The 23,349-nt window shown below is 73.3% G+C and carries 23 protein-coding genes; 13 read left to right on the forward strand and 10 right to left on the reverse strand.

What is annotated here, in order from left to right; all coding sequences use genetic code 11:
• Nucleotide 1: 1 nt before the first annotated feature.
• The 6 genes from UW392_RS31370 to UW392_RS31395 all read right to left on the reverse strand — a co-directional run bounded on the left by UW392_RS31370 (nt 2) and on the right by UW392_RS31395 (nt 5,157).
• Entirely contained in the window at nt 2–1,417 is a 1,416-nt protein-coding gene (locus UW392_RS31370; RefSeq protein WP_320778546.1) for an SLC13 family permease, read from the reverse strand.
• Between the two features lie 57 nt (nt 1,418–1,474).
• On the reverse strand, nt 1,475–2,140 hold the full coding sequence (locus UW392_RS31375) for a response regulator transcription factor (protein ID WP_320778547.1): 666 nt from the start codon (nt 2,138–2,140) through the stop codon (nt 1,475–1,477).
• Nucleotides 2,137–3,576 (reverse strand): ATP-binding protein, encoded by a 1,440-nt coding sequence (locus UW392_RS31380; protein WP_320778548.1) that lies wholly within the window; start codon nt 3,574–3,576, stop codon nt 2,137–2,139. The genes UW392_RS31375 and UW392_RS31380 overlap by 4 nt, the downstream gene beginning before the upstream one ends.
• Nucleotides 3,563–3,991: a small secreted hydrophilic protein gene (locus UW392_RS31385; protein ID WP_320778549.1), complete on the reverse strand. Its 429-nt coding sequence runs from the start codon at nt 3,989–3,991 to the stop codon at nt 3,563–3,565. Before UW392_RS31385 ends, UW392_RS31380 begins: the two co-directional genes overlap by 14 nt.
• 99 nt (nt 3,992–4,090) lie before the next feature.
• Nucleotides 4,091–4,372, reverse strand: coding sequence for an Lrp/AsnC ligand binding domain-containing protein (locus UW392_RS31390; protein ID WP_320778550.1), 282 nt, complete (start codon nt 4,370–4,372; stop codon nt 4,091–4,093).
• A complete protein-coding gene (locus UW392_RS31395; protein WP_320778551.1) occupies nt 4,369–5,157 on the reverse strand; it encodes a rhomboid family intramembrane serine protease in 789 nt (262 codons plus the stop codon). The genes UW392_RS31390 and UW392_RS31395 overlap by 4 nt, the downstream gene beginning before the upstream one ends.
• Before the next feature lie 157 nt (nt 5,158–5,314).
• On the opposite strand from UW392_RS31395, the gene UW392_RS31400 reads away from it, so the two are divergent.
• The 5 genes from UW392_RS31400 to UW392_RS31420 all read left to right on the forward strand — a co-directional run bounded on the left by UW392_RS31400 (nt 5,315) and on the right by UW392_RS31420 (nt 10,639).
• Nucleotides 5,315–5,554, forward strand: coding sequence for a hypothetical protein (locus UW392_RS31400; RefSeq protein WP_189413508.1), 240 nt, complete (start codon nt 5,315–5,317; stop codon nt 5,552–5,554).
• Nucleotides 5,555–5,597: 43 nt separating this feature from the next.
• Nucleotides 5,598–6,941 carry an NYN domain-containing protein gene (locus UW392_RS31405; RefSeq protein ID WP_320778552.1) on the forward strand — a complete coding sequence of 448 codons (1,344 nt, stop codon included), beginning with the start codon at nt 5,598–5,600 and terminating at the stop codon, nt 6,939–6,941.
• Nucleotides 6,942–7,144: 203 nt separating this feature from the next.
• Entirely contained in the window at nt 7,145–8,185 is a 1,041-nt protein-coding gene (locus UW392_RS31410) for a C40 family peptidase (RefSeq protein WP_320778553.1), read from the forward strand.
• Between the two features lie 205 nt (nt 8,186–8,390).
• Nucleotides 8,391–9,407, forward strand: a complete 1,017-nt coding sequence (locus UW392_RS31415; RefSeq protein ID WP_320778554.1) for an NlpC/P60 family protein — start codon at nt 8,391–8,393, stop codon at nt 9,405–9,407.
• A gap of 44 nt (nt 9,408–9,451) precedes the next feature.
• Nucleotides 9,452–10,639 carry a hypothetical protein gene (locus UW392_RS31420; protein ID WP_320778555.1) on the forward strand — a complete coding sequence of 396 codons (1,188 nt, stop codon included), beginning with the start codon at nt 9,452–9,454 and terminating at the stop codon, nt 10,637–10,639.
• Between the two features lie 18 nt (nt 10,640–10,657).
• Here UW392_RS31420 and UW392_RS31425 read toward each other — a convergent pair whose 3' ends face one another.
• Nucleotides 10,658–11,893, reverse strand: a complete 1,236-nt coding sequence (locus UW392_RS31425; protein ID WP_320778556.1) for a glycosyltransferase family 87 protein — start codon at nt 11,891–11,893, stop codon at nt 10,658–10,660.
• Nucleotides 11,894–12,015: 122 nt separating this feature from the next.
• Here UW392_RS31425 and UW392_RS31430 point away from each other — a divergent pair, with 122 nt between their 5' ends.
• Complete coding sequence (locus tag UW392_RS31430) at nt 12,016–13,158, forward strand: glycosyltransferase family 4 protein (protein WP_320778557.1); 1,143 nt, start codon at nt 12,016–12,018, stop codon at nt 13,156–13,158.
• Nucleotides 13,159–13,376: 218 nt separating this feature from the next.
• On the opposite strand, the gene UW392_RS31435 is transcribed toward UW392_RS31430, so the two are convergent.
• Nucleotides 13,377–15,173 carry an AMP-dependent synthetase/ligase gene (locus UW392_RS31435; protein ID WP_320778558.1) on the reverse strand — a complete coding sequence of 599 codons (1,797 nt, stop codon included), beginning with the start codon at nt 15,171–15,173 and terminating at the stop codon, nt 13,377–13,379.
• Nucleotides 15,174–15,481: 308 nt separating this feature from the next.
• Here UW392_RS31435 and UW392_RS31440 point away from each other — a divergent pair, with 308 nt between their 5' ends.
• The 6 genes from UW392_RS31440 to UW392_RS31465 all read left to right on the forward strand — a co-directional run bounded on the left by UW392_RS31440 (nt 15,482) and on the right by UW392_RS31465 (nt 20,753).
• Nucleotides 15,482–16,279, forward strand: coding sequence for a metallophosphoesterase family protein (locus UW392_RS31440; protein ID WP_320778559.1), 798 nt, complete (start codon nt 15,482–15,484; stop codon nt 16,277–16,279).
• 135 nt (nt 16,280–16,414) lie between these two features.
• Entirely contained in the window at nt 16,415–16,861 is a 447-nt protein-coding gene (locus UW392_RS31445) for an SRPBCC family protein (RefSeq protein ID WP_320778560.1), read from the forward strand.
• Between the two features lie 239 nt (nt 16,862–17,100).
• A complete protein-coding gene (locus tag UW392_RS31450; RefSeq protein ID WP_320778561.1) occupies nt 17,101–18,273 on the forward strand; it encodes an ArsA family ATPase in 1,173 nt (390 codons plus the stop codon).
• A 57-nt stretch (nt 18,274–18,330) separates the two neighbouring features.
• A complete protein-coding gene (locus UW392_RS31455) occupies nt 18,331–18,861 on the forward strand; it encodes a DUF5304 domain-containing protein (protein ID WP_320778562.1) in 531 nt (176 codons plus the stop codon).
• A gap of 67 nt (nt 18,862–18,928) precedes the next feature.
• A complete protein-coding gene (locus tag UW392_RS31460) occupies nt 18,929–19,882 on the forward strand; it encodes an ROK family glucokinase (RefSeq protein WP_320778563.1) in 954 nt (317 codons plus the stop codon).
• Between the two features lie 115 nt (nt 19,883–19,997).
• A complete protein-coding gene (locus UW392_RS31465; protein ID WP_320778564.1) occupies nt 19,998–20,753 on the forward strand; it encodes an endonuclease/exonuclease/phosphatase family protein in 756 nt (251 codons plus the stop codon).
• A gap of 68 nt (nt 20,754–20,821) precedes the next feature.
• On the opposite strand, the gene UW392_RS31470 is transcribed toward UW392_RS31465, so the two are convergent.
• Together UW392_RS31470 and UW392_RS31475 are read right to left on the reverse strand one after the other, a co-directional pair.
• Complete coding sequence (locus UW392_RS31470; RefSeq protein ID WP_320778565.1) at nt 20,822–21,520, reverse strand: hypothetical protein; 699 nt, start codon at nt 21,518–21,520, stop codon at nt 20,822–20,824.
• Nucleotides 21,513–22,316, reverse strand: a complete 804-nt coding sequence (locus UW392_RS31475) for an alpha/beta hydrolase (protein ID WP_320778566.1) — start codon at nt 22,314–22,316, stop codon at nt 21,513–21,515. Before UW392_RS31475 ends, UW392_RS31470 begins: the two co-directional genes overlap by 8 nt.
• Before the next feature lie 224 nt (nt 22,317–22,540).
• On the opposite strand from UW392_RS31475, the gene UW392_RS31480 reads away from it, so the two are divergent.
• A complete protein-coding gene (locus UW392_RS31480) occupies nt 22,541–23,338 on the forward strand; it encodes a lysophospholipid acyltransferase family protein (RefSeq protein ID WP_320778574.1) in 798 nt (265 codons plus the stop codon).
• Nucleotides 23,339–23,349: the final 11 nt, after the last annotated feature.

Here is a 23,349-nt window from a genome sequence, read left to right on the forward strand (position 1 = left end):
CTCAGCGGGTCACGGGTATGCCGAACAGCGGCCACACCGCGACGGCGAACAGCAGGACGAGCGCGGCGCTCAGCGGCGCCAGCACCGCGGACAGCCGCAGCAGGTCGCGCGGGGTGTAGGTGGGGACACCGGGGACGTCCGCGAAGAGGGTGACCGGTTTCGCGGAGGCCGGCAGCGTGTGGCAGAAGCCGGCGGCGGCGGTGGAGGCGAGGGCGGCGGTGACCGGGTTGACCCCGGCCGCCACCGCCGCGGCTATGACGAGCGGCACCAGCACCGAGGAGCGGGCCGAACGGGACTGCAGGACCAGGTGCGCGGCGGTGCTGACCACGACCACCACGGTGAGGAAGACGGCCGGTGCGGCGTCCGGCGGCAGCCCCGACACCAGCCACTTCGCCGCACCGGAGTCGGCCAGCGCCACGCCCATCGCCATGGTCGCCGCCATGAACAGCAGCAGCGACCACGGCACCGTCCGCAGGGCGTCCTTGAGCCCTACGGTGCCGAGCGCGGGGGACGCGGCGACGACCGCGCCGATCAGCGCCACCACCGCGGGCGAGACCTGGTGCAGCGGCTCGCTGCACCACAGGACGACGACCGTGGCCAGCAGCAGCGCGCACCGCTTCTCCGCCTGTGTCCAGGGACCGGTGACCGGCGTCTCGGAGTGCCGCTGCAGCTCCTCGGCGGTGATCCGTACCGCCCCCGCGCGGTCCGCCCGCCGGGTCGAGGTCAACAGCACCGCCTCGGCGGCGAGATGGGAGGTGACCACGGCCAGCGGCAGCCCGAGCAGCAGCCACTCGGTGAAGCCGATCCGGTCCCCGGTCGCCTCCCACAGCACCGACACGGTGATCAGGTGCGCACCCGCGCCGATCAGGGTCGCCACCGCCGACAGCAGGATCACGGTCGGGAAGAGCAGCGCGAGCATCACGACCAGTCGCTTCCGCTCGCCGAGGGCGTGGGCGAGGGCCAGGAAGACCGGCAGGGCGAGCGCCGCCCGGCCCGAGGTGGCCGGCACCGCGAACGCCGTGACGACCAGCGCGGCCGTCGTCAGGTGCGTCAACTGCCGCACGGTGCGCGCCCCGCCGACCAGGAACACCGCCGCCCGCCCCGCCAGCCCCGTCCGCGTCACCGCCGCCGCCAGCACGAAGGCGCAGATCAGCAGCCACACCGTCGGTTCACCGAGCGTCCCGAACAGGGTGTCGCTGCTGATGACCCCGGTGGCGGTCAGGGCCAGCCCGGCGCCGAGCGCGATGTACGTGTCGTCGATCGGGGTGCCGATCCAGGCGCAGGTGGCGAGCGCGAACACGGCCAGCGTGAAGCGCGCGTCGCCACCGAGGGCGGGAAAGGCGGCGGGGACCGCCAGCACCGCGCACAGCGACAGCGCCGCGGACAGGGCCAGGGCCGGACGGAGGTTCTGCGTCACACCATCAAGGCTCGGCGCGGGCGGTGAGCCGCCGATGAGCCCCCGATGAAGGAAACTTCACCAGGCCGGCAGCCGGTACCCCATCCCGCGCACGGTCTCCACCCGGTCCGCGCCGAGCTTCTTGCGCAGCGCCCGCACGTACACGTCCACGATGTTGGAGCCGGGATCGAAGTCGTAGCCCCACACGTGGGAGAGGATCTGCTCGCGGGACAGCACCTGCCCGGGATGGCGCAGGAACAGCTCAAGGAGCACGAACTCACGGGCCGTCAGGTCCACCGTCCGCTCCCCGGCACGGGCCCGGCGGGTGCGCAGGTCCAGGGTGAGTGTGCCCGACCTGAGCACCGTCACCTCCGGCGCCCTGGCCGCCGTGCGCAGCCGCAGCCGCACCCGGGCCAGCAGCTCCTCGAACCGGAACGGCTTGGTCATCCAGTCGTCGGCGCCGCCCTCCAGGCCGGCCACCGTGTCCCGTACGGAGTCCCGCGCGGTCAGCACGATCACCGGGGTCGTCACCCGGGCCTCGCGCAGGGCGCGCAGCACGGTGAAGCCGTCCCGGCCGGGCAGCCCGATGTCCAGCACGATCAGGTCGAACCCGCCGGTCAGGGCGTAGTCGTACCCGGACTCGCCGTCGGGGACGGCGGTGGTGGTGAAGCCGTTGGCGCGCAGGCCCTTCTGGACGAAGGAGGCGATGCGTTCCTCGTCCTCGACGATGAGGATGCGGTTCATGGGTGTGCCTCTTCCAGGATCAGGACGAACGTGGCGCCGCCGCCCTCGGTGTCGTGCAGCCGGACCCGGCCGCCGTGGCCCTCGGCGATCGCTTTGACGATGGACAGTCCGAGTCCGGCGCCGGAACCGCGCGCCCCGCGCCGGGCGGTGCCGCGCCGGAACCGTTCGAAGATGACCTCGGCGTCCTGGGCCTGGACGCCGGTGCCGGAGTCGGCGACGTACAGCTCGACGCGGCCGTGCGCGGCGCGGGAGCCGATGCGGACGGTCTGCCCGGGGGCGGTGTGCTGCACGGCGTTCTGCGCGAGCTGCACCATCGCCTGGGTGATCCGCTGCGGGTCGAGGCGGACCTCGCGGTCGGCGGTGCCGTCCAGCACCCAGTCGCGGTCGCCGAGGGTGCGTGCCTTGACGTAGACGTCGGCGGTGAGTTCGGCGAGCTGGACCGGCTCGGGGGAGACGAAGTCGGGGCGCTCGGCCTTGGCCAGGAGGAGCAGGTCCTCCACGATCCGGCTCATCCGGTCGAGTTCGTCGGTGACGAGGCGGACGGTCTCCTCGCGCTCGGCGGGTTCGTCGCCCATCAGCTCCAGGTGGCCGCGGACGATGGTGATCGGGGTGCGCAGCTCGTGCCCCGCGTCGTCGACGAACTCGCGCTGCGCGGCGAAGGCCCGCTCCAGCCGGTCCAGCATCGCGTTGAACGTCCCGGCGAGGGCGGCCACGTCGTCGTGGCCGTGCACGGGGATGCGGCGGGTGAGGTCCTGCTCGGTGAGCTGCGCGGCCGTGGTGCGGACCAGGCGGACGGGTTTGAGGATGCGGCCGGCGACCACCCAGGCGATGCCGGTGGTCATCAGCAGCGCCACCCCGGAGATGGCGAGCAGCACCTTGAACACCTCGTCGGCGCGGGCCTCCTCCCGGCCGGGGTGGAAGGCGACGACGAACGCGGCCGCCGGTTCGCCGCCGTGGCGGGCGACGACGACCTTGGCCCAGCGGATGTCGCCCTCGGGGCGGGGCAGGGTGCCGGAGGGGTAGGGCGAGCCGAAGATGTGGCGGCGGGCCCCGGCGTCCTCGTGCAGCGGCAGGGCGACGGGGATGTCGCGCTGCTGGATGATCTGCGCGGGGTCGGTGCCCGGCGCTCCCACCAGGCCGAGCAGCTCCTCGTCGGAGTCGGCGTACTGCCGTTGCAGGAAGACCCGCAGCAGCCGGTCCGGCTCGGTGAAGGGGCGGCCGGTGGCCGGATCGAAGCCCTGCGCCTGGAAGTTGGCGAACTCGCCGGCCTCCTGGGTGAGCAGGCCGTTGATCCGCTGGTCGGTGTCGTGCAGCAGGATCGAGCGGGTCGTCGCGGCGACGGAGGCGAGCGCCACTGCCATCACGAGCAGCAGCCAGAGCAGGATGCGGACCCGGGCGGAGATCCGCCGCCGGCCGGCGCGGTCAGCCGTCGTCACCGGGTCCGTCGTCGCCGGCGTCGTCCCCCGGTCCGTCGTCACCGGTGCGGCCGGGCTCGTCGTCATCGTCGTCGTCCGGAGGGCTGTCGGTGACCGGGGGCCGGGACACCACCTGGTCGCCGGGGGGAGCTCCGGTCCCGCCCGGCGGGGCGGCGGGGGAGGAGGGAGAGGAAGGGGACGCGGGGGACGCGGGGGACGCGGGGGACGCGGGGGACTCGGGGGAGGCCGTCGGGGACGGGGGAGGAGACACGGGTGTGGACGCGTCGGGCGGCGCGGGGGAGCCGCTCTCCAGCTCGACCTCGGCGGGCACCTTCGGCTCCTGCGGACTGTCGGTCAGGGCGAAACTGGTCGCGGCGATACCGAGGGGGATCAGCACGACGGCGGCCAGTGCCGCCATCCGGCGGGTGAAGACCATGTCCGTGATCCTGCTCCCGCCGCCCGGCGGCCCGGATGAGTCCCGGATGAAGAACCCTTCATCCGCGGGCTGCCGCCCACGCGCACGCCCGCGTGGGCGTCAGCTCTCCAGCCCGATGGCGAACGCCGCCTCCAGGTCGTGCTGCGAGTACGTACGGAACGCCACGTGCGTGTCGGTGCCCTCGACGCCCGGGATCTTGCTGATCCGCCCGGGGATGACCTCCGCCAGCTCCTCGTGCTCCCGCACCCGCACCATGGCGATCAGGTCGTAGGTGCCGGTGACGGAGAAGACCTCGCTCACCGACTCCAGCGAGGCGATGCGCTCCGCGATCTCGGGAATGCGGTCCACGCTGGTCTTGATGAGGACGATCGCGGTGATCACGGCTGGTTCTCTCCCTCGGGGGCCGTCGCTGGGGCGCTCCTCACTCTAGCCCTCCGCCCGTTCCACACCCACGCGCACAGGAAGCCGAGGCCGAAGCCGACCAGGTGGGCCAGGTAGGCGACCCCCGGACCGTCCCCGGCCCGCCAGGCCGACAGCCACTGCAGGGCCGCCCAGAAGGGCAGCACCAGCCAGGCCGGGAAGCGCAGCGGCATGAACAACAGGAACGGCAGGAGACTGGTCACCCGCGCGCGGGGGAACAGGTACAGGAACGCGCCGAGGACGGCCGAGATCGCCCCGGAGGCGCCCACCAGGGACTGCCGGGAGTGGTCGTTGGCGATCGCATAGCCGAGCAGGGCCAGGTAGCCGCAGCCGAGGAAGAACAGCAGGAACCTCGCGCGGCCCATCCGCTCCTCGGTCATCACGCCGAAGACGTAGAGGAAGAGCATGTTGCCGAGCAGGTGCACCCAGCCGCCGTGCACGAAGAGGGCGGTGAGCGGGGTCCAGAGGGCTCGGGGCGACCCCTCGAACAGGTCTGCGGGGATCACGCCCCAGCGCCGGAAGTAGGCGCGCTGCGCGGCGAGCAGCTCGTCGGCGGAGCCGTACGACGGGTCGAGCCCGGACGCGGGGCTGATCAGGAACAGCAGGCAGCACAGGACGATCAGTCCGTACGTCACGGGCGCCGGGCGCCGGACCGGACGGCGGTCGCGCCCCCGCACCGTACGGCGGTCGCGCCCCCGCACCGTGCGGAACGCCTCACCCACGGCCGTGCTCCAGTTGCGGATCATGGGTACAGAGCATGACGCAACGGGACACCAGCGGACGGACCGCCTCGCCGCCGTGGACAGACGGGCGGCGAGTACCCGCCAGGCCGTAGGGTTACGAGCCACACGTACCGGGGAGGCCGGTGCGTCGGGCGACACTGGAAGAGAGCGAACAGCCACGATGACGGTTCCCCAGCCGACCGGCACGACGCGGTGGCGCTGCACCCTCTGCGGCAACCTCACCCGCTTCGACGTGACCCGTGCGTCGAAGGTCGTGGAGTACGTCCACCTCGACCTGGCCGGCGAGCCGACGGTCGAGGAGCGCGAGGTGCTCAGTGAGACCATCGAGTCGGTGCGGTGCCGCTGGTGCAACGCCGTGGACCAGGTGGAACTCGTGGACAGGCCGGGCGCCGGCTCCTGAACGGAGCGGGCCCGGCATCCGGGGAACGGTATTGGGGTGACGGATGGCGGAGACACACGGCGGGGGGCCGGGCGACGGCGCCGCTGAGGTGCTCGACCGTCCGCTGCCCGACGGGGTGCGCCGCAGGGTGGTGCAGATCGCCGCGGACGGCTTCGGCGGGCTGACCCTCGCGGAACTCCCCGCGCAGCTGCGACAGTACGCGCGGTTCACGCCGAACCGGCGCGCCAAGTTCGCGGGCAACGCGATGGCCGCCGCGCTGGAGTCGGACACGCTGTTCCGGCAGCGCATCGGCGAGAAGCTCAGGGAGGCCCAGCCGGAGCTGGCCGACGCCCTCGACTCGGGCTCCCCGCCCCCCGCCGCTGACCCCCTCGACGTGGCCGCCGCGGCCTACGTCCTGCGCCCGGCGGGCTGGGTGAAGCTGGTCGCCGCCGCCGGCGAGGAGGCCCAGCGCGCCGACGCCGAGCGCGCCGACGAGGAGACCCGCGCCGAGCTGGAGCGGCTCCGTACCGACCTGGAGCGCGCCCGGGAGCACGGCAGGGACGAGACCGACCGGCTCCGTGCCGAGCTGGACGCCTCCAGGAAGGAGGCGGAGTCGCTCCACCGCAAGCTGCGCGGCGCGCTCAGCGACGTCAAACGCGGCGAGGCCGCGGTACGCAAGATGCGCGCCGAACTGGACGCCGTACGGGCCGAGACGCAGACCCAGGTCTCCGCCGCCGAGAGCGAGTCCCGGCGGCTGCGCACCCGGCTGAGCGAGGCGGAGGCCGCCCTGGAGGCCACCCGCAAGGCCGCCCGGGAGGGCCGCAGCGTCGAGGACATGCGCGTACGGCTGCTCCTCGACACCCTCCTCGACGCCACCCAGGGGCTGCGCCGGGAACTCGCGCTGCCGCCGGTCTCCGTGCGTCCGGCGGAGACGGTGGACGCCGTCGAGCCCGGCCGGATGACGCCGAAGGACATCGCGGCCCGCGCGCTGTCCGAGCACGACCCGGCCGTCCTGGACCAGCTCCTGGCGCTGCCCCAGGCACACCTGGTCGTCGACGGCTACAACGTCACCAAGACCGGCTATCCGCAGATGCCGCTGGAGAAGCAGCGGCTCAGACTCCTCGGCCAGCTCTCGCAGCTCGCCGCGCAGACCGGTGCCGAGGTGACGTGCGTCTTCGACGGGGCGGAGCTGGCCGCGCCGGTCCTGCTCGCGCCGCCGCGCGGAGTGCGGGTGCTCTTCTCCAAGCCGGGCGTCACCGCCGACGAGCTGATCCGTCAGCTGGTGCGGGCCGAACCGCCGGGCCGCCCCGTCATCGTCGCCTCCACCGACCGCGAGGTCGCCGACGGCGTGGCGAAGGCCGGGGCGCGGCCCGTCGCCTCGGCGATGCTGCTGAAGCGGCTCTCCTGAGCGACCAGCTGATCCTGAGCGACTCCTTGACGTAGCGTCAAGCCGGCGTCACCGCTGGTGAGTCATTGGTGGACCAGAGGTAAAAGATGCCGCTGTTCAACAGGTTTTTCCCGAGAAGGATTTGAACTGATCACGGATGGGTCACTAGGGTCTGGGTTCGAACCCGCGAGCGGGTGATCACTCACACGAAGGAGTTCACCTCCGTGGCGTCCCACCGTCGACCCAAGCAGCCCAGTCGTGCGCGTGTCACCGTGCTGACCACCGCCGCAGCCGCCGCTGTCGTCCTCAGCTCCCAGGCCGCCAACGCCGCCCCGAGCGAGAAGCAGAACAAGGACGAGGTCAAGGCCAAGGTCGACAAGCTCTACGAAGAGGCCGAGCAGGCCACCGAGAAGTACAACGGCGCCAAGGAGAAGCAGGAGAAGCTCCAGAAGGAGATCTCCACCATCCAGGACAACGTCGCCGAGGGCCAGGAAGAGCTCAACGAGCTGCGCGACGGCCTCGGTTCGATGGCCAGCGCCCAGTACCGCTCGGGCGGCATCGACCCGTCGGTGCAGCTGTTCCTCTCCGCCGACCCGGACGACTACCTCGACAAGGCCTCCACGCTGGACGCGCTCAGCGCCCAGCAGGTCGACGCGCTCAAGGAGATCCAGGAGAAGCAGCGCGACCTGGCCCAGCAGCGCTCCGAGGCCTCCGAGAAGCTCAAGGACCTCTCCACCACCCGCACCGAGCTGGGCAAGAAGAAGAAGGAAGTCCAGGACAAGCTCTCCTCGGCGCAGAAGCTGCTCAACAGCCTCACCGCCGCCGAGAAGGCCGCCCTTCAGGAAGAGGAGGAGCGCTCCACCCGCAGCAGCGAGCGCGAGGCCCTCACCACCTCCACTGCCTCCGCCTCCGGCCGGGCCGGCGCCGCCTTCTCCGCCGCCCAGAGCGTCATAGGCACCCCGTACGTCTACGGCGCCACCGGCCCGTCCTCCTTCGACTGCTCCGGCCTGACCTCCTGGGCCTACGCCCAGGCCGGCGTCTCCATACCTCGGACCTCCGAGGCGCAGTCGCAGATCGGCACCCGCATCACCAGCCAGAGCGACCTCCAGGTCGGCGACCTGGTCTTCTTCTTCAACGACCTGCACCACGTCGGCCTCTACGCCGGCAACGGCCAGGTGCTGCACGCCCCGCGCACCGGCACCGTCGTCCGCTACGAGTCGATGAGCACCATCGGCGGCCCCTTCATGTGGGGCGTCCGCGTCTGACCTACGGTCGGGCAACCATCAACTCGACATGCCGCCCGAACGGGCGAATCCCGGCCCCGCGCTGTGACCCCACGCCCCGCCGCTGACCTGCGTCAGCGGCGGGGCGTCGTGTCGCGCCGGGGCCGAGGTCGTTGGTCGGCGGCCCGTCGCGGGGCTACTGTCTGCCGCGTTTCCCCGTCCGCCAGCGGAAGGAGTGCGGCTTCCCGTGGGGTCCCATCGCCGCCTTGCACCATCCGGGTTCGACCGGGGCGCCACCACCGTGGCCGGCCTCCTGTCCGCCGCCGCCGCGCTGCTGGGCGCCGCCGTACCGGCGTCCGCCGCGCCGCTCGACGACACCCGCGCCGAGGTAGACCGCCTGCACGAGGAGGCGGAGCGGGCGACCGAGGCGTACAACGAGGCCGAGGAGCGCACCGACGTCCTGCGTGAGCGCGTCGACGCCGCCCAGGAGCGCCTCGCCCGGCAGCAGAAGCACATCAACTCCATGCGGGACGCGCTCGGTTCGCTGGCCGGCGCCCAGTACCGCTCGGGCGGCATCGACCCCTCCCTCGCGCTGCTGCTCTCCGCCGACCCGGACGAATACCTCGACCGGGCCGCCGCCCTCGACCGGATCGGCGCCCACCAGGCCGGGGAACTGCACCGGCTTCAGAACGCCATGCGCCGCAACGCCCAGGACCGCGCCGAGGCCGGCCGGGACCTCGACCGGCTGGACAAGAGCCGCGCCGCCGTCGCCGTCCACAAGAAGACCGTCGAGCGCAAGCTCGCCGCCGCCCGGGAACTGCTCAACTCCCTGCCGGACGACGACCGCGACGCCCTCGGCCGGGCCTCCCGCTCCGACCGCTCCGGCCTGCCCGGCCTCTCCGGCGCCGACGCCCCCTCGGGCCGCGCGGCCGCCGCCCTCGCCGCCGCCCGCTCCGCCGTCGGCCGGCCCTACGTCTGGGGTGCCAACGGCCCCTCCGGCTTCGACTGCTCGGGTCTGACCCAGTGGTCGTACGCGCAGGCCGGGGTCGGTCTGCCGCGGACCTCGCAGGCGCAGGCCGGCGCCGGACAGCGGGTCTCCCTGGACCAGGCCCGCCCCGGCGACCTGGTCGCCTATCGGGGCGACGCCAGCCACATCGGGATGTACGCGGGCAACGGCCAGGTGATCCACGCCCCCTACCCCGGTGCCGCGGTGCGCTACGACCCGGTCGGCATGATGCCCGTCTCCGCGGTCACCCGTCCCTGACGCGCCGCTGACCCGTGCGGCCGGACCCCCGTACGATCGGGAACGTGGCTGGTCGCAGGCGGGTGACGGGGTCGTCGGTGGTGCTGCTGTGCCTGCTGCTCGTCGCCCTCGTGGCCTGTGGCGGCCGGAGCACGGCCGACCCCGCGCGGGCCGCGGTGCAGCGGGTGCTGGACCGGCGGTCGGCCGCCCTCCTCGACCGGGACGCCGCCGCGTTCGCCGCGACGGGCGTCCGCACCGGCTTCGACCGGCTGCGCGCCGTCCCGCTGGCCGCCTGGTCCTACCGGCTCGGGGAGCTGAAGCGCTCCGGCGCCACCGCGACGGCCGACGTCGAACTCCGCTACCGCCTCGCCGGATACGACGACGGCGCCGTGCGCGTCGCCCGCACCGTCCGCCTCGGCCGCGCGGACGGCACCTGGCGCGTCACCTCCGAACGGCCCGCGGACGGCTCCGGCCAGCAGCCCTGGGACCAGGGCACGGTCCGCGTCGTGAGCGGGGAGCACAGCCTGGTCCTCGGCGTCGGGCAGAGCACCGAGGCGCTGCGCGGCTACGCCTCGCTCGCCGACCGCGCGGTGCCGGCCGTCTCGGACACCTGGGACTCCGCGTGGGCGGGCCGGGTCGTGGTGGTGGTGCCCCGGTCCCTGGAGGGGATGGCGGGGCTGCTCGGCTCGCCCGCCTCCTCCTACCGGGGCATCGCGGCGGTCACCACCGGCGAGACGGGCGCCCCGGCCGACGCGCCCGCGGACCGCGTCGTCGTCAACCCGGACGCGTACGGGCTGCTCGGCGCGTTCGGCAAGCAGGTGGTGCTCACCCACGAGACCACCCACGTCGCCACCCGGGTCCACACCACCGCCGCCACCCCGCTGTGGCTGTCCGAGGGGTACGCCGACTGGGTCGGCTACCACGGCAGCGGGCGCACCCCCGCCGACACCGCGCCCGAGCTGGCCCGCGCCGTCGCGGACGGGGACGTTCCCGACGGCCTCCCCGCCGACGGGGACTTCGGCTTCACCGGCGACGCGGGCGAGCTGGCCCGCGCCTACGAGAGCGGCTGGATGGCCTGCCGCTTGATCGCGAGCCGCTGGGGCGAGGCCCGCCTTGACGCCTTCTACCGGGCCGTGGGCGCCCACGAGGAGCGGGACGGGGCGGTCGAGGACGCGATGGGAGAGGTACTGGGGACGACCCCGGAGGAGTTCACCCTGCGCTGGGCCGCGTACCTGCGCGCCGAACTGGGCTGAGCGCCGGGCCGGCGGGCGTCAGGAGGAGACCGATCTCTCGGGCGTACGGGCGGTCTGCGGCGGCACCGGCACGGTGGCCGGCCGCACCACCGTGTCCTGCCACAGCACCCGGGCCGCGGTGACCGTCGCCGCCACCAGCAGCCCGTTGCGCAGGAACATCAGCGTCACGCCGAGCGGGGTGCTCGCGACCACGTCGGCGAAGTACAGCGGGAACTCCAGCACCGTCACCAGGCTCGCCGCCAGCACCAGGGCGACGGGTACCCGCATCCGCCCGGCCCGGAAGCACTGGCAGAGCGCGCCGAGGCCGACCAGCCACACCAGGTACTGCGGGCTGATCACCCGGCTGGTCACCGTGAACATCAGCACCGCCACGAACGCGGCGTCCGCGGCCGTGTGCGCCTCGAACCGCGACGCCCGCAGCCGCCACAGCAGCAGCCAGCCGAACGCCATCCCGGTCAGGGTCAGCGCGGCCGTGCTCACCACGTCCACCCACGGGCCGAGGAACTCCACCGAGCCGTAGTTGAGCAGCACCTGCCCGTCCCAGCCGAAGCCCCGGGCGACGTGGAAGACCAGCGCGCCCAGCGACTCCACCTCCGTGCCCCGGTCCCGCTGGAACGTCAGGAAGGCGAACGCCCCCGGCATCGACAGCGCGAAGGTGGCCGCCAGCACGACGGCGGTGACGGCGCCCGCGGCCCAGGCGCTCCGCCGCCGGATGCCGAGCAGCACCAGCACCGGCCACACCTTCAGCATCGCGCCCAGCGCGGCCAGCATCCCCGCCACCCGCGGGTGCCGGGCGGCGGCGACCAGCGCGGCCACGGCGACGGCGGTGACCATCAGGTCGTAGCGGGCGTACACCGTCGGGCCGAGCAGCGGGACGCCCGCCACCCAGACCCAGGCGCCGCGCGTCGTCCCGCCCGGCCTGGTCCCCGCGCGCACCAGCAGGCAGAGCACCGCCAGGTCGGCGACGCAGACCAGCAGGAAGAACGCCGTCGCGTAGTCGAAGAAGGGGAGCAGGCCGGGGGAGAGGATCGCGAGCGCCGCGGCGGGCGGGTACTGCCAGGTGACGTCGTCCTGGGGAAACGTTCCGCCGCGCAGGACGTCGTACCAGCCCTGGTAGATCACCGACACGTCGCTGGTGACGTCCGGGCCCGGGAACACGTACACCTTCAGCACCCACAGCAGCAGCATCAGCCGGGTCGCGCTCCAGGCAAGCGGAAGCCAGGTCAGGGACCGTCCGGCGCTCGTCGTCTCCACGTGTTCCCTGCCCGCTCGTCCGCTGCCGTTCGACGTTTTCATGATGTCCCGAACGCCTGTGTGTCTGCCACACACGCGGCCGGGAGATGCTGTGAACGAGTGTTTCGATAAGGTCTGCGGCGATGCACAAGACCTTGATCGTGACGAACGACTTCCCGCCCCGCCCCGGCGGCATCCAGGCGTTCCTGCACAACATGGCGCTGCGGCTGGACCCCGAGCGGATCGTCGTCTACGCCTCCACCTGGAAGCGCGGCCGGGAGGGCGCCGAGGCCACCGCCGCCTTCGACGCCGAGCAGCCCTTCACCGTCGTACGGGACCGTACGACGATGCTGCTGCCGACGCCGGGCGCGACCCGGCGGGCCGTCGGGCTGCTGCGCGAACACGGCTGCTCCTCCGTCTGGTTCGGGGCGGCGGCACCCCTCGGCCTGATGGCTCCGGCGCTGCGCAAGGCGGGCGCCGAGCGGATCGTCGCCACCACCCACGGCCACGAGGCCGGCTGGGCACAGCTGCCCGCGGCCCGGCAGCTGCTGCGCCGGATCGGCGAGGCGACGGACACGATCACCTATCTGGGGGAGTACACGCGGTCGCGGATCGCCGGGGCGCTGACGCCGGCCGCCGCCGCGCGGATGGTGCAGCTGCCGCCGGGCGTCGACGAGAAGACCTTCCACCCGGCCAGCGGCGGGGACGAGGTCCGGGCGCGGCTCGGCCTGACCGACCGCCCCGTGATCGTGTGCGTCTCCCGGCTGGTGCCGCGCAAGGGCCAGGACACCCTGATCAGGGCCATGCCGCGGGTCCTGGCCGCCGAGCCCGACGCGGTCCTGCTGATCGTCGGCGGCGGCCCCTACGAGCAGGACCTGCACCGGCTGGCGGCGGAGACCGGCGTCGCCGCCTCCCTCCGCTTCACCGGCTCCGTGCCCTGGTCGGAGCTGCCCGCGCACTACGGCGCCGGCGACGTCTTCGCGATGCCGTGCCGCACCCGCCGCGGCGGCCTCGACGTCGAGGGCCTCGGCATCGTCTACCTGGAGGCGTCCGCGACCGGCCTGCCGGTGATCGCCGGCGACTCGGGCGGCGCGCCGGACGCCGTCCTGGACGGCGAGACCGGCTGGGTGGTCCGTGGCGACGACCCGGCCCAGACCGCCGACCGCGTGGTCACCCTCCTGGCCGACCCGGAACTACGCCGCAGCATGGGCGAACGGGGCAGGCAGTGGGTGGAGGAGAAATGGCGCTGGGACCAACTGGCCCAACACCTGAAAACGCTCCTGTAGCCCCGCGCCCCTTAAGAGGCGCGGGGCTGTGACATGCGCGGCTCCGCCGCAGGGGCGCGACGGGACACGCCCTTTAAGGGGCGCGGGGCTGTGACATGCGCGGCTCCGCCGCAGGGGCGCGACGGGACACGGCCTCTTAAGGGGCGCGGGGAACTGCGCGACAAGCCACGACGCACCCGCACCCGCCGACGACGCCCCCCGGCACCCCCGTAGGCGCCCTACTTGACGTAGATCGCCTCGATCTCGGCCGCGAAGTCCTCGACCACCGCGTGCCGCTTCAACTTCAACGACGGAGTCAGATGCCCCGAATCCTCGGTGAACTGCGCGTTCAGAACGCGGAACCGCCGAACGGACTCCGCCTTGGACACCGCCGCGTTCCCGTCGTCCACCGCCGACTGGATCGCGGCCAGCAGATCCGCGTCGGTGCGCAGCGAGGCGGGAGAGGACCCGGCGGGCTTGCCGTTCTCCTCGCACCAGCGCCCCAGGAACTCCTCGTCGAGCGTGATCAGCGCCCCCACGTACGGCCGCCCGTCGCCGACCACCATGCACTCGGCGACCAGCGCGTGCGCGCGGATACGGTCCTCGATCACGGCCGGCGCGACGTTCTTGCCGCCCGCCGTGACCAGGATCTCCTTCTTGCGCCCGGTGATCCGCAGATAGCCGTCCTCGTCGAGGGTGCCGATGTCCCCCGTGTGGAACCAGCCGTCGGCCAGCGCCTCGGCGGTCGCCTCCGGGTTGTTCCAGTACTCCTTGAACAGGTGCTCCCCGTGGAGCAGCACCTCCCCGTCGTCGGCGATGCGCACCACCGACCCCGGCAGCGGCTGCCCGACCGTGCCGATCTTCTGCCGGTCCCAGGGGTTGAAGGCGGTCGCCGCGCAGGACTCGGTGAGGCCGTACCCCTCCAGCACGGTGAAGCCGATGCCGCGGAAGAAGTGGCCGAGCCGCTCGCCGAGGGGCGCGCCGCCGGAGACGGCGTACTCGCCGCGGCCGCCGAGGACCGCGCGGAGCTTGCCGTAGACCAGCTTGTCGAAGACGCGGTGCTTGATCCGCAGGCCCAGGGACGGGCCCGAGGGGGTGTCCTGCGCCCTGCTGTACGCGATCGCCGTGTCGGCGGCCCTGTCGAAGATCTTGCCCTTGCCGTCGGCCTGCGCCTTGGCCCGCGCCGAGTTGTAGACCTTCTCGAAGACCCGGGGGACACCGAGGATCAGCGTCGGCCGGAAAGCGGCCAGCTCGTCGGTGAGGTTCTTGATGTCCGGCAGACAGCCCAGCTTGATCGGCGCGAGCATCGGCGCGACCTGGATCAGGCGCCCGAAGACGTGGGCGAGGGGGAGGAAGAGGAGGACGGAGCACTCGCCGGTGCGGAAGAGCGGACGCAGCCGCTCCACCACGTTGCCGCACTCGGCGAAGAAGCTGCGGTGGGTGAGCACGCAGCCCTTGGGACGGCCGGTGGTGCCGGAGGTGTAGACGATGGTCGCCGGGTCGTCGGCCTTGGCGACCGAACCCCGCTCCTCGACCGTCTCGTCGGTCACGCCCTGACCCAGCCGCCCCAGCTCCTCGACGGCCCCGGCCTCGATCTGCCAGACGTGCTTGAGGGCGGGCAGCCCCTCGCGGACCGACTCGACGGCGGCGGTGTGCGCGGCCGACTCCACGACGCACGCGGTGGCGCCGGAGTCGCCGAGGATCCACCGCACCTGCTCCGGCGAGCTGGTCTCGTACACCGGTACGGTGACCGCGCCCGCGCTCCAGATCGCGAAGTCGAGCAGGGTCCACTCGTAGCGGGTCCTGGACATCAGCGCGACCCGGTCGCCCGGCTGGACGCCCGAGGCGATGAGCCCCTTCGCGGCGGCGTGCACCTCGGCGAGGAACTCCCGGGCGGTCACGTCCTGCCAGCCGCCGCCCGCCTTGCGGGCGATGACGGCGACTTCGGGATGCTGCGCGGCGTTTCTGCGGACGATGTCGGTCAGATTGCCGTCCGCGGGGACCTCGTACAAAGCCGGAAGGCTGAACTCGCGCAAGACTGCTGCTCCTCATAGGGCGCCGGCGCCACGACGTTGTGTGATGCGACGGTGCGGTCCAAGGCTCGGGCGGGTGCTCGGGGGACCAGGAGGGTTCACCTGGCGGGGCCTTCGAGCACGACTGGACTGCCTGGACGTTACCCGCCGGTATGGCGTCTTCGACAGGGGGGCCCGGCGAGATGTTCGCTGCGTCACACAGCTGCTGTTCTCTTCGCGCACAGTAGTCGACGCGTCAACCGACCAGCCAGTAACCGCAGGTCCGGCCGCCACTGTTCACGAAGGGCGCCCTCCTCCTACCCTTGATCACCATGACTTCCACACCGGCCGGGAACCCGACGACGCGCGTCCACGTGGTCAGCGACGTGCACGGAAACGCCCGGGACCTGGCACGGGCAGGGGAGGGCGCGGACGCCCTGGTCTGCCTGGGCGACCTGATCCTCTTCCTCGACTACGCGGACCACTCGCGCGGCATCTTCCCCGACCTGTTCGGCGTCGAGAACGCGCACCGGATCGTCGAACTGCGCACCGCGCGGCGCTTCGCCGAGGCCAAGGAGTTCGGCACGCGGCTGTGGGCCGGCATCGCCGAGGACAAGGCGACGGTGATGGAGCAGGCGGTGCGCAAGCAGTACGCCGAGCTGTTCGCCGCGTTCCCCACCCCGACGTACGCCACCTACGGCAACGTCGACGTGCCGCCCCTGTGGCGGGAGTACGCCCGGCCGGGCACCACCGTCCTCGACGGCGAGCGGGTGGAGATCGGCGGCCGGGTCTTCGGCTTCGTCGGCGGCGGACTGCGCACCCCGATGCGCACGCCCTACGAGATCGGCGACGAGGAGTACGCCGCCAAGATCGAGGCCGTCGGCGAGGTGGACGTGCTCTGCACACACATCCCCCCGGAGGTGCCGGAACTGGTCTACGACACGGTGGCGCGGCGCTTCGAGCGGGGCAGCCGGGCCCTGCTGGCCGCGATCCGGCGCACCCGGCCCCGCTACGCGCTCTTCGGCCACGTCCACCAGCCGCTGGCGCCGCGGATGCGGATCGGGGCGACCGAGTGCGTCAACGTCGGCCACTTCGCGTCGACGGGCCAGCCCTGGGTGCTGGAGTGGTAGCTGCGCAGGTAGGTGGGGGTGACGGCGGTCCGGCCACCGCGCGGTAGCCTTCACGCTGCACGCACATGCGTACGCGCGTGCTGTCGACTTCACTGCCGGATTCACTGCCGGACCGCATCTGGAGGAGCCACGGCGATGGCGGAACACACCAGTTCGAGCATCACGATCGAGGCGGCACCGGCCGAGGTCATGGAGGTGATCGCCGACTTCGCCCGCTACCCGGACTGGACCGGTGAGGTGAAGGAGGCCGAGGTCCTCGAAACCGACCCGCGTGGCCGCGCCGAGCAGGTACGCCTCGTCATGGACGCGGGAGCGATCAAGGACGACCAGACCCTCGCCTACACCTGGGCCGGGGAGAACGAGGTCTCCTGGACGCTGGTGAAGTCCCAGATGCTGCGCTCCCTGGACGGTTCCTACCTGCTCACCCCGGCGGGCAAGGGCACGGAGGTCACCTACCGCCTCACCGTCGACGTCAAGATCCCGATGCTCGGCATGATCAAGCGCAAGGCCGAGAAGGTCATCATCGACCGCGCCCTGGCAGGCCTGAAGAAGCGAGTGGAATCAGGCCCCGCGCCCCTCTAGCCGCGCCCCGACAGGGGCGCGGGGAACTGCGCATACGTCCCGGGCAACGCCGAGCCCTCTTCCATCGGCCTCGCCGCACTCACCCTCGGCCGTGACCATCCCCGACCGCTGGTCACCCCCGGCCGGTGACCACCCCCGGCCGGTGACCACCCCCGACCGCTGGTCGCCCCCGGCCGGTGGCCGCCCACCACCCGGACGAAGCACGGCCCGCAGGGCAGCCAGAGGTACCGTTCACCCCTATGCGCACCATCCTGATCATGGGTCCGGGCGGCAGTGGCCGGACGACCGTCGCCGCCGCCACGGCGCTGACCGCCGCCCGCGCCGGCACCCGCACCCTGCTGCTGGGCACCGGCCCCGAGGACTCCCTCGGCACCGTGCTCGGGGTGGCCACCGGCCCCTCCCCGGTCACCGTCGAGGCGAACCTCACCGTCTGGCGGCCCGACCCCGACCGGGGCTTCCGGGACGGCCTCGCCTCCCTCCAGGACCGCGCCTCCTCCGCCCTCGACCTGCTGGGCGCCACCCGCCTCGACCCCGAGGAGCTCACCCCGCTGCCCGGCGCCGAGGAACTCGCCCTTCTCCGCGCTCTGCGCGACGCCGCCCTCGCCGAGGCCCACGACCTCCTCGTCGTCGACCTCCCGCCCGCCCCGCGCGCCCTCGCCCTGCTCGCCCTCCCCGAGGAACTCCGCCGCTACCTGCGCCGCCTGCTTCCCCCGGAGCGACAGGCCGCCCGCGCCCTGCGTCCCGTCCTCGGCCGCCTCGCCGGCATCCCCATGCCCACCGAGGCGCTCTACGAGACCACCGCCCGCTGGGACCTGGAACTCGCCGCCGCCGAAGCCGTGATCGCCGACCGGGACACCACCGTCCGGCTGGTCGCCGAACCCGGCCCGGCCGGCGCCGACGCGGTCCGTACCGCCGCCCTCGGCCTCGCCCTGTGCGGCCTCGCCGTGGACCTGGTGGCCGCCAACCGCGCGCTGCCCGAGGACGTCCCCGCCGACAGCTGGCTCGCCGGACTCGTCGCCCAGCAGCGCAAGGCCCTGGCGGAGTGGCAGGGGACGTACGACGTCCACCCCGTGCCGCACCTGGGGCGGGATCCGCGCGGCACCGACGACCTCCTCGCCCTGGCCGCCCCGGGCGCCCGCCCCGCCGCCGCCCCGCCGGAGTGGCCCGTCGCCGACACGCTCGCCACCGACGGCGTCCTGGTCTGGCACATCCCGCTGCCCGGCGCGGTCCGCGAGGACCTGGACCTGGTCCGGCGCGGCGACGAACTGGTGATCGCCGCCGGCCCGTTCCGCCGCGTCGTCCCCCTCCCGTCCGCCCTGCGCCGCTGCACCGTGGACGGTGCCGCCCTGCGCGAGGGCCGGCTGAGCGTACGGTTCACGCCCGACCCGCGGCTGTGGCCCGGCGGCCGCTGAACCGGCCCCCGCCGTTCGGGTAACGTCGTAGGGACGAACCGTAGTCAGGAGTGGGTCATGAGCGAAGAGCTCCCTCCGCCCGGCACCGACCGGGACGAGCCGGCCGGTACGGCGCGGGCGACCGACGACGACGCCTGGGCGACGGCGTGCGCCGAGGACCTGGAGGCGGAGAAGGCCCGCCGCCGCACCCGGTACGGACCGCCCCCGGGCTCCGCCGCCGAGGAACTGCGCCGCCTCGTCGACACCGTCACCGAGAAGCTCTCCGGCCTCCAGTCGCCGCTGCTCGGCCAGGTCGCGGGCCCGGCCGCCCAGCAGGTCGTCAAGCAGGTCGTCCAGCAGGCGAAGGCCGCCGTCGAACCGGTGCTCGAACGCAACCCCGACGTCTTCGACCACCTCGCGGCCGCGGGCAACGAACTGCTCGCCGCCTACCGGTCCGCCGTGCAGGGTCAGGAGAGCCGCTGGACCAGCGGCCGCACCGACACCCCCGAAACCGGCTCCGACGCCTCCCGCGACCCCCGCGACCAGGACGGACGCCGCGACGAAGGCGGCGAGGGCACCGGTTCCGGCCAGCGCATCGACCTGGACTGACGGCCCCCGCCGACAGGGCCTCGGGTACGGTTGGCCCTAGCGGGGCTCGACCGAAACTGAGGGATTCATGGGACTCACCATCGGCGTCGACATCGGCGGCACGAAGATCGCGGCCGGCGTGGTCGACGAGGAAGGCAACATCCTCTCGACCTTCAAGGTGCCGACGCCCACCACACCCGAGGCCATCGTGGACGCCATCGCCTCGGCCGTGGAGGGTGCGCGCGCGGGGCACGAGATCGTCGGCGTGGGCATCGGCGCCGCCGGCTACGTCAACCGCCAGCGCTCCGAGGTCTACTTCGCGCCGAACATCGACTGGCGCAACGAGCCGCTCAAGGAGAAGGTCGAGGCCCGCGTCGGCCTCCCGGTCGTCGTGGAGAACGACGCCAACGCCGCGGCCTGGGGCGAGTACAGGTTCGGGGCCGGCAAGGGCCACCGCAACGTCATCTGCATCACGCTCGGGACCGGCCTCGGCGGCGGCATCATCATCGGCAACAAGCTGCGCCGGGGCCACTTCGGCGTGGCCGCCGAGTTCGGCCACATCCGCATGGTGCCGGACGGCCTGCTCTGCGGCTGCGGCTCGCAGGGCTGCTGGGAGCAGTACGCCTCGGGCCGCGCCCTCGTGCGCTACGCCAAGCAGCGTGCCAACGCCACCCCCGAGCGCGCCGAGGTGCTCCTCTCGCTCGGCGACGGCACCCCCGACGGCGTCGAGGGCAAGCACATCTCCATGGCCGCCCGGCAGGGCGACCCGGTCGCCGTCGACTCCTACCGCGAGCTGGCCCGCTGGGCCGGTGCGGGCCTCGCCGACCTGGCCTCCCTGTTCGACCCGTCCGCGTTCATCGTCGGCGGCGGCCTCTCGGACGAGGGCGACCTGGTCCTCGACCCGATCCGCAAGTCCTACAAGCGCTGGCTGGTGGGCGCCCACTGGCGTCCGGTCGCCGACGTGATCGCGGCCCAGCTGGGCAACAAGGCGGGTCTGGTCGGCGCCGCCGACCTGGCCCGCGAGCCCGACCCGATCATGTAAGCGCCCTTGTCGGGAGCGCCCGGAAGGGGCGCGGGGAACAGCGCGACCGGCCACAACGAACCGGCAGTCGCCACCCCTCCTCGCGCCCCACCCCCCTGGGCGTACATTGATCACCATGCCGCAGTCCCCAGCCCTTCCCGCCTCACACACGGAACCCGACGGTTCCGCGACCGTCCGCGTCCTGAGCTACAACATCCGCTCGATGCGCGACGACACCGACGCCCTCGCCCGCGTCATCGGCGCCTGCGCCCCGGACCTGGTCCTCCTCCAGGAAGCCCCCCGCTTCTTCCGCTGGCGCAAGAAGCTCGCCCGCCTCGCGGCCGCGTCCGGCCAGGTGATCCTCTCCGGCGGCGGCACCGCCGCCGGCCCCGCGCTGCTGTGCTCCCTGCGCGCCACCGTCGAGCGCACCGAGGACGTCCTGCTCCCGCTCACTCCCGGTCTGCACCGCCGGGGCTTCGCCACCGCCGTCGTCCGCTTCGGCAGGGCCCGCGTCGGCGTCCTCAGCTGCCACCTGTCGTTGCAGAAGGACGAGCGGTACGAGCAGAGCGGCCTGCTCCTGGACCGGCTGGCCGGCCTCGGCACCGAGCACGCCATCGCCGGCGGCGACCTCAACGAACGCCCCGACGGCCCCGCGTTCCGGCGCATGGCCAAGGACCTCCAGGACTGCTGGGCCACCGCTCCCTGGGGCGGCGAGCACACCTCCACCCCCGGCGTCCCCCACCAGCGCATCGACGCGCTCTTCGCCACCCCCGGCGTCGAGGTGCTCGGCTGCGGCGTGCCGCTCGGGCTGCCCGGCGTACGGGAGAGCGACCTGAGGGCGGCCACGGACCACCTCCCGGTCCTGGCCGCCCTCAGGCTCCCCGCGGCATAGCCGCCGCGCTCAGACTCCCCGCGGCACGGTCGCCGAGTCTCCAGCTCCCCGCGGCACGGTCGCCCGGCTCAGACCACCGCGCCCCGGCCGGGGTCCTCGTCGTCCTCGTCGCCCGTCCGCATCCGCGTCACCAGCGTGACGAAGCCGCCGAGGAACCCGCCGATGCCGAGCGTGGTCAGCCACCAGGTCATCTCCCAGCCGAGCACCACGGCCAGCAGGAGCAGGAGGGGGCCGCCGAGCACGCCCAGCCAGGCGAACCTCGCGGTCGTGTCGCCCGTCGGCAGCGGCGGCGGCTCCGGCGGTACGAAGTGACCCTCGTCGTCCTCGCCGAGGTCGTCGTCGGACGGCTCGGCCAGGCTGTGGTCGCGGGGGCCGGCCGGGCCGACCCCGGGCGCGAAGGCGACGGAGCCGCCCAGCGGACGGTCCGGTGCCGGACCGTCGTCGGCCCGGCCCGTCCTCTCGTCGGGCTTCTCCGGCTTCTCGGCCGCCGTCTCGGGGGCCACGGAATCCGCGTCGTTGGTCACGGCCTCCCGCAGCGCCAAATCCTCGACCGACTTGAAGGGCTTGGCCCCCGGCGGGTCCGGCGGCTCCTCGCCGTACCCCGCGACGATCGCCGCCCACGCGGCCTCCTCGTCGAAGGGCACGCTCTGCTCCTGCTGCTCCTGCGGGGTGTCTCTCGCCAGGCCCTCGCGGGCCTCCCGCTCCGTGCGCTCCTCGCGCTCGTCGTACTCCTCGCGGTCCTCGCGGTCGGAGTCGTGCTCAGCCACCTGCGGCCGTCCCTTCCTTGCCGAGACCGGGCTCCGGCTCCTTGACGAGACCGGGGGCGAGCCGGGCCACGAAGGAGACGCTCTCCGTGAAGATCCGGTCCGCGTCGTGGTCCAACGTCGCCACGTGGTAGCTCTGTTCCAGCAGGACCTCCGTCACGTCCGTCGACGACACCCGGCCGATGATCCGCGCCGAGTCGGCCGGCGGCACGACGTGGTCCTGCGGGCTGCGCATCAGCAGCAACGGCTGGGTCACCTGCGGCAGTTCCCCGTCGACGACGCGGAAGAAGTCCCGCAGGGAGTACGCCGCGTGCAGCGGCACCTTGTCGTAGCCCAGCTCCGTGCTGGACGGCTTCGCTATGTCGCTGGCGATGCCGTTCGTGGTGCGCAGCAGATGGCGGAGGACCGGCAGCGCGTGCGGCGCGAGGCCGTGCATGCGGTTGGCCGGGTTGACGACCAGTACGCCGCTGACCGCGTCGCCGTGCCGCGCGGCCAGCCGCAGCGCCAGCGCGCCGCCCATGGAGAGCCCGGCGACGAACACGCGCGCGCAGCGCTCGCGCAGGGCGCGCAGCTCGCGGTCCACCTCCGCGTACCAGTCGGGCCAGCCGGTGAGCTGCATGTCCTCCCAGCGGGTGCCGTGTCCGGGCAGCAGCGGCAGCGCGACCGTCAGACCGTGGCCGGCGAGGTGCTGGGCCCAGGGGCGCAGCGACTGCGGGGAACCGGTGAAGCCGTGGCACAGAAGGACGCCGACGTCCCCGCCCTCGTGGCGGAACGGCTCGGCTCCGGGGAGGACCGGCACGGTGCGGACTCCTGTTCGTCGAGAGGGCTGACGTAGAGGGCTGGCGTGGAGGGCTGGCGTGGAGGGGGCGGAGCGGGTCGGCGCGGGGGCCCGGCACGCGGGTGCGGGTACTTCACCGTACGCGACCGCACGGACACCGACCAGGGCCGTAGGCCCCTTTGACGGTGGACCGGGATAGGGTCGGAGCGACACACACAGGAGGCACTCGGTTGTTGTACGGCGCGATGAAGGTCACCGTCGGCGGTTCGCTGAAGCTTGCCTTCCGACCCTGGGTGGAGGGGCTGGAACACATTCCGGCCGAGGGCCCCGCCATCCTGGCCAGCAACCACCTGTCGTTCTCCGACTCGTTCTTCCTGCCGGCCGTCCTCGACCGCAAGGTGACGTTCATCGCCAAGGCCGAGTACTTCAACACGCCGGGGGTCAAGGGACGGCTCACCGCTGCCTTCTTCAAGGGCGTCGGCCAGCTCCCGGTGGACCGCTCCGGCGCGCGCGGCGCGGGTGAGGCCGCCATCAAGAGCGGCATCGAGGTGCTGGAGCGCGGCGAGCTGTTCGGTATCTATCCCGAGGGCACCCGGTCGCCCGACGGCCGCCTGTACCGCGGCAAGCCGGGCGGCCTCGCGCGCGTGGCGCTCGCCACCGGCGCGCCCGTCCTCCCGGTGGCGATGATCGACACGGAGAAGATCCAGCCGCCCGGCAAGGTGATGCCCAAGCTCATGCGCCCCGGCATCCGCATCGGCCGGCCGCTGGACTTCACCCGGTACCAGGGCATGGAGCACGACCGCTTCGTGCTCCGCGCGGTGACCGACGAGGTCATGTACGAGATCATGAAGCTCTCCGGCCAGGAGTACGTCGACATGTACGCGACCGCCATGAAGCGGCAGCTCGCGGATGCGGCGAAGGCCGAGAAGGAGGCGGGCAAGGCGGCCAAGGCCGCGCTGGCCCGCGCCGAGAAGGAACAGGCCGAGAAAGAGCACGCGGAGCAGGCCGAGAAGGCCGAGAAGGAACGGGACGCCGGGTCCTGACGGGACGCGGG

It is taken from the genome of Streptomyces sp. CRN 30 (assembly GCF_034105845.1).

Bases quoted from the DNA above. Each gene is read 5' to 3' on its own strand.
- UW392_RS31455 (WP_320778562.1), top strand. From the start codon at position 18,331: ATGAGCGAAGAGCTCCCTCCGCCCGGCACCGACCGGGACGAGCCGGCC.
- UW392_RS31450 (WP_320778561.1), top strand. From the start codon at position 17,101: ATGCGCACCATCCTGATCATGGGTCCGGGCGGCAGTGGCCGGACGACC.
- UW392_RS31375 (WP_320778547.1), bottom strand. From the start codon at position 2,140: ATGAACCGCATCCTCATCGTCGAGGACGAGGAACGCATCGCCTCCTTC.
- UW392_RS31480 (WP_320778574.1), top strand. From the start codon at position 22,541: ATGAAGGTCACCGTCGGCGGTTCGCTGAAGCTTGCCTTCCGACCCTGG.
- UW392_RS31440 (WP_320778559.1), top strand. From the start codon at position 15,482: ATGACTTCCACACCGGCCGGGAACCCGACGACGCGCGTCCACGTGGTC.
- UW392_RS31445 (WP_320778560.1), top strand. From the start codon at position 16,415: ATGGCGGAACACACCAGTTCGAGCATCACGATCGAGGCGGCACCGGCC.
- UW392_RS31395 (WP_320778551.1), bottom strand. From the start codon at position 5,157: ATGATCCGCAACTGGAGCACGGCCGTGGGTGAGGCGTTCCGCACGGTG.
- UW392_RS31400 (WP_189413508.1), top strand. From the start codon at position 5,315: ATGACGGTTCCCCAGCCGACCGGCACGACGCGGTGGCGCTGCACCCTC.
- UW392_RS31405 (WP_320778552.1), top strand. From the start codon at position 5,598: ATGGCGGAGACACACGGCGGGGGGCCGGGCGACGGCGCCGCTGAGGTG.
- UW392_RS31385 (WP_320778549.1), bottom strand. From the start codon at position 3,991: ATGGTCTTCACCCGCCGGATGGCGGCACTGGCCGCCGTCGTGCTGATC.
- UW392_RS31430 (WP_320778557.1), top strand. From the start codon at position 12,016: ATGCACAAGACCTTGATCGTGACGAACGACTTCCCGCCCCGCCCCGGC.
- UW392_RS31465 (WP_320778564.1), top strand. From the start codon at position 19,998: ATGCCGCAGTCCCCAGCCCTTCCCGCCTCACACACGGAACCCGACGGT.
- UW392_RS31460 (WP_320778563.1), top strand. From the start codon at position 18,929: ATGGGACTCACCATCGGCGTCGACATCGGCGGCACGAAGATCGCGGCC.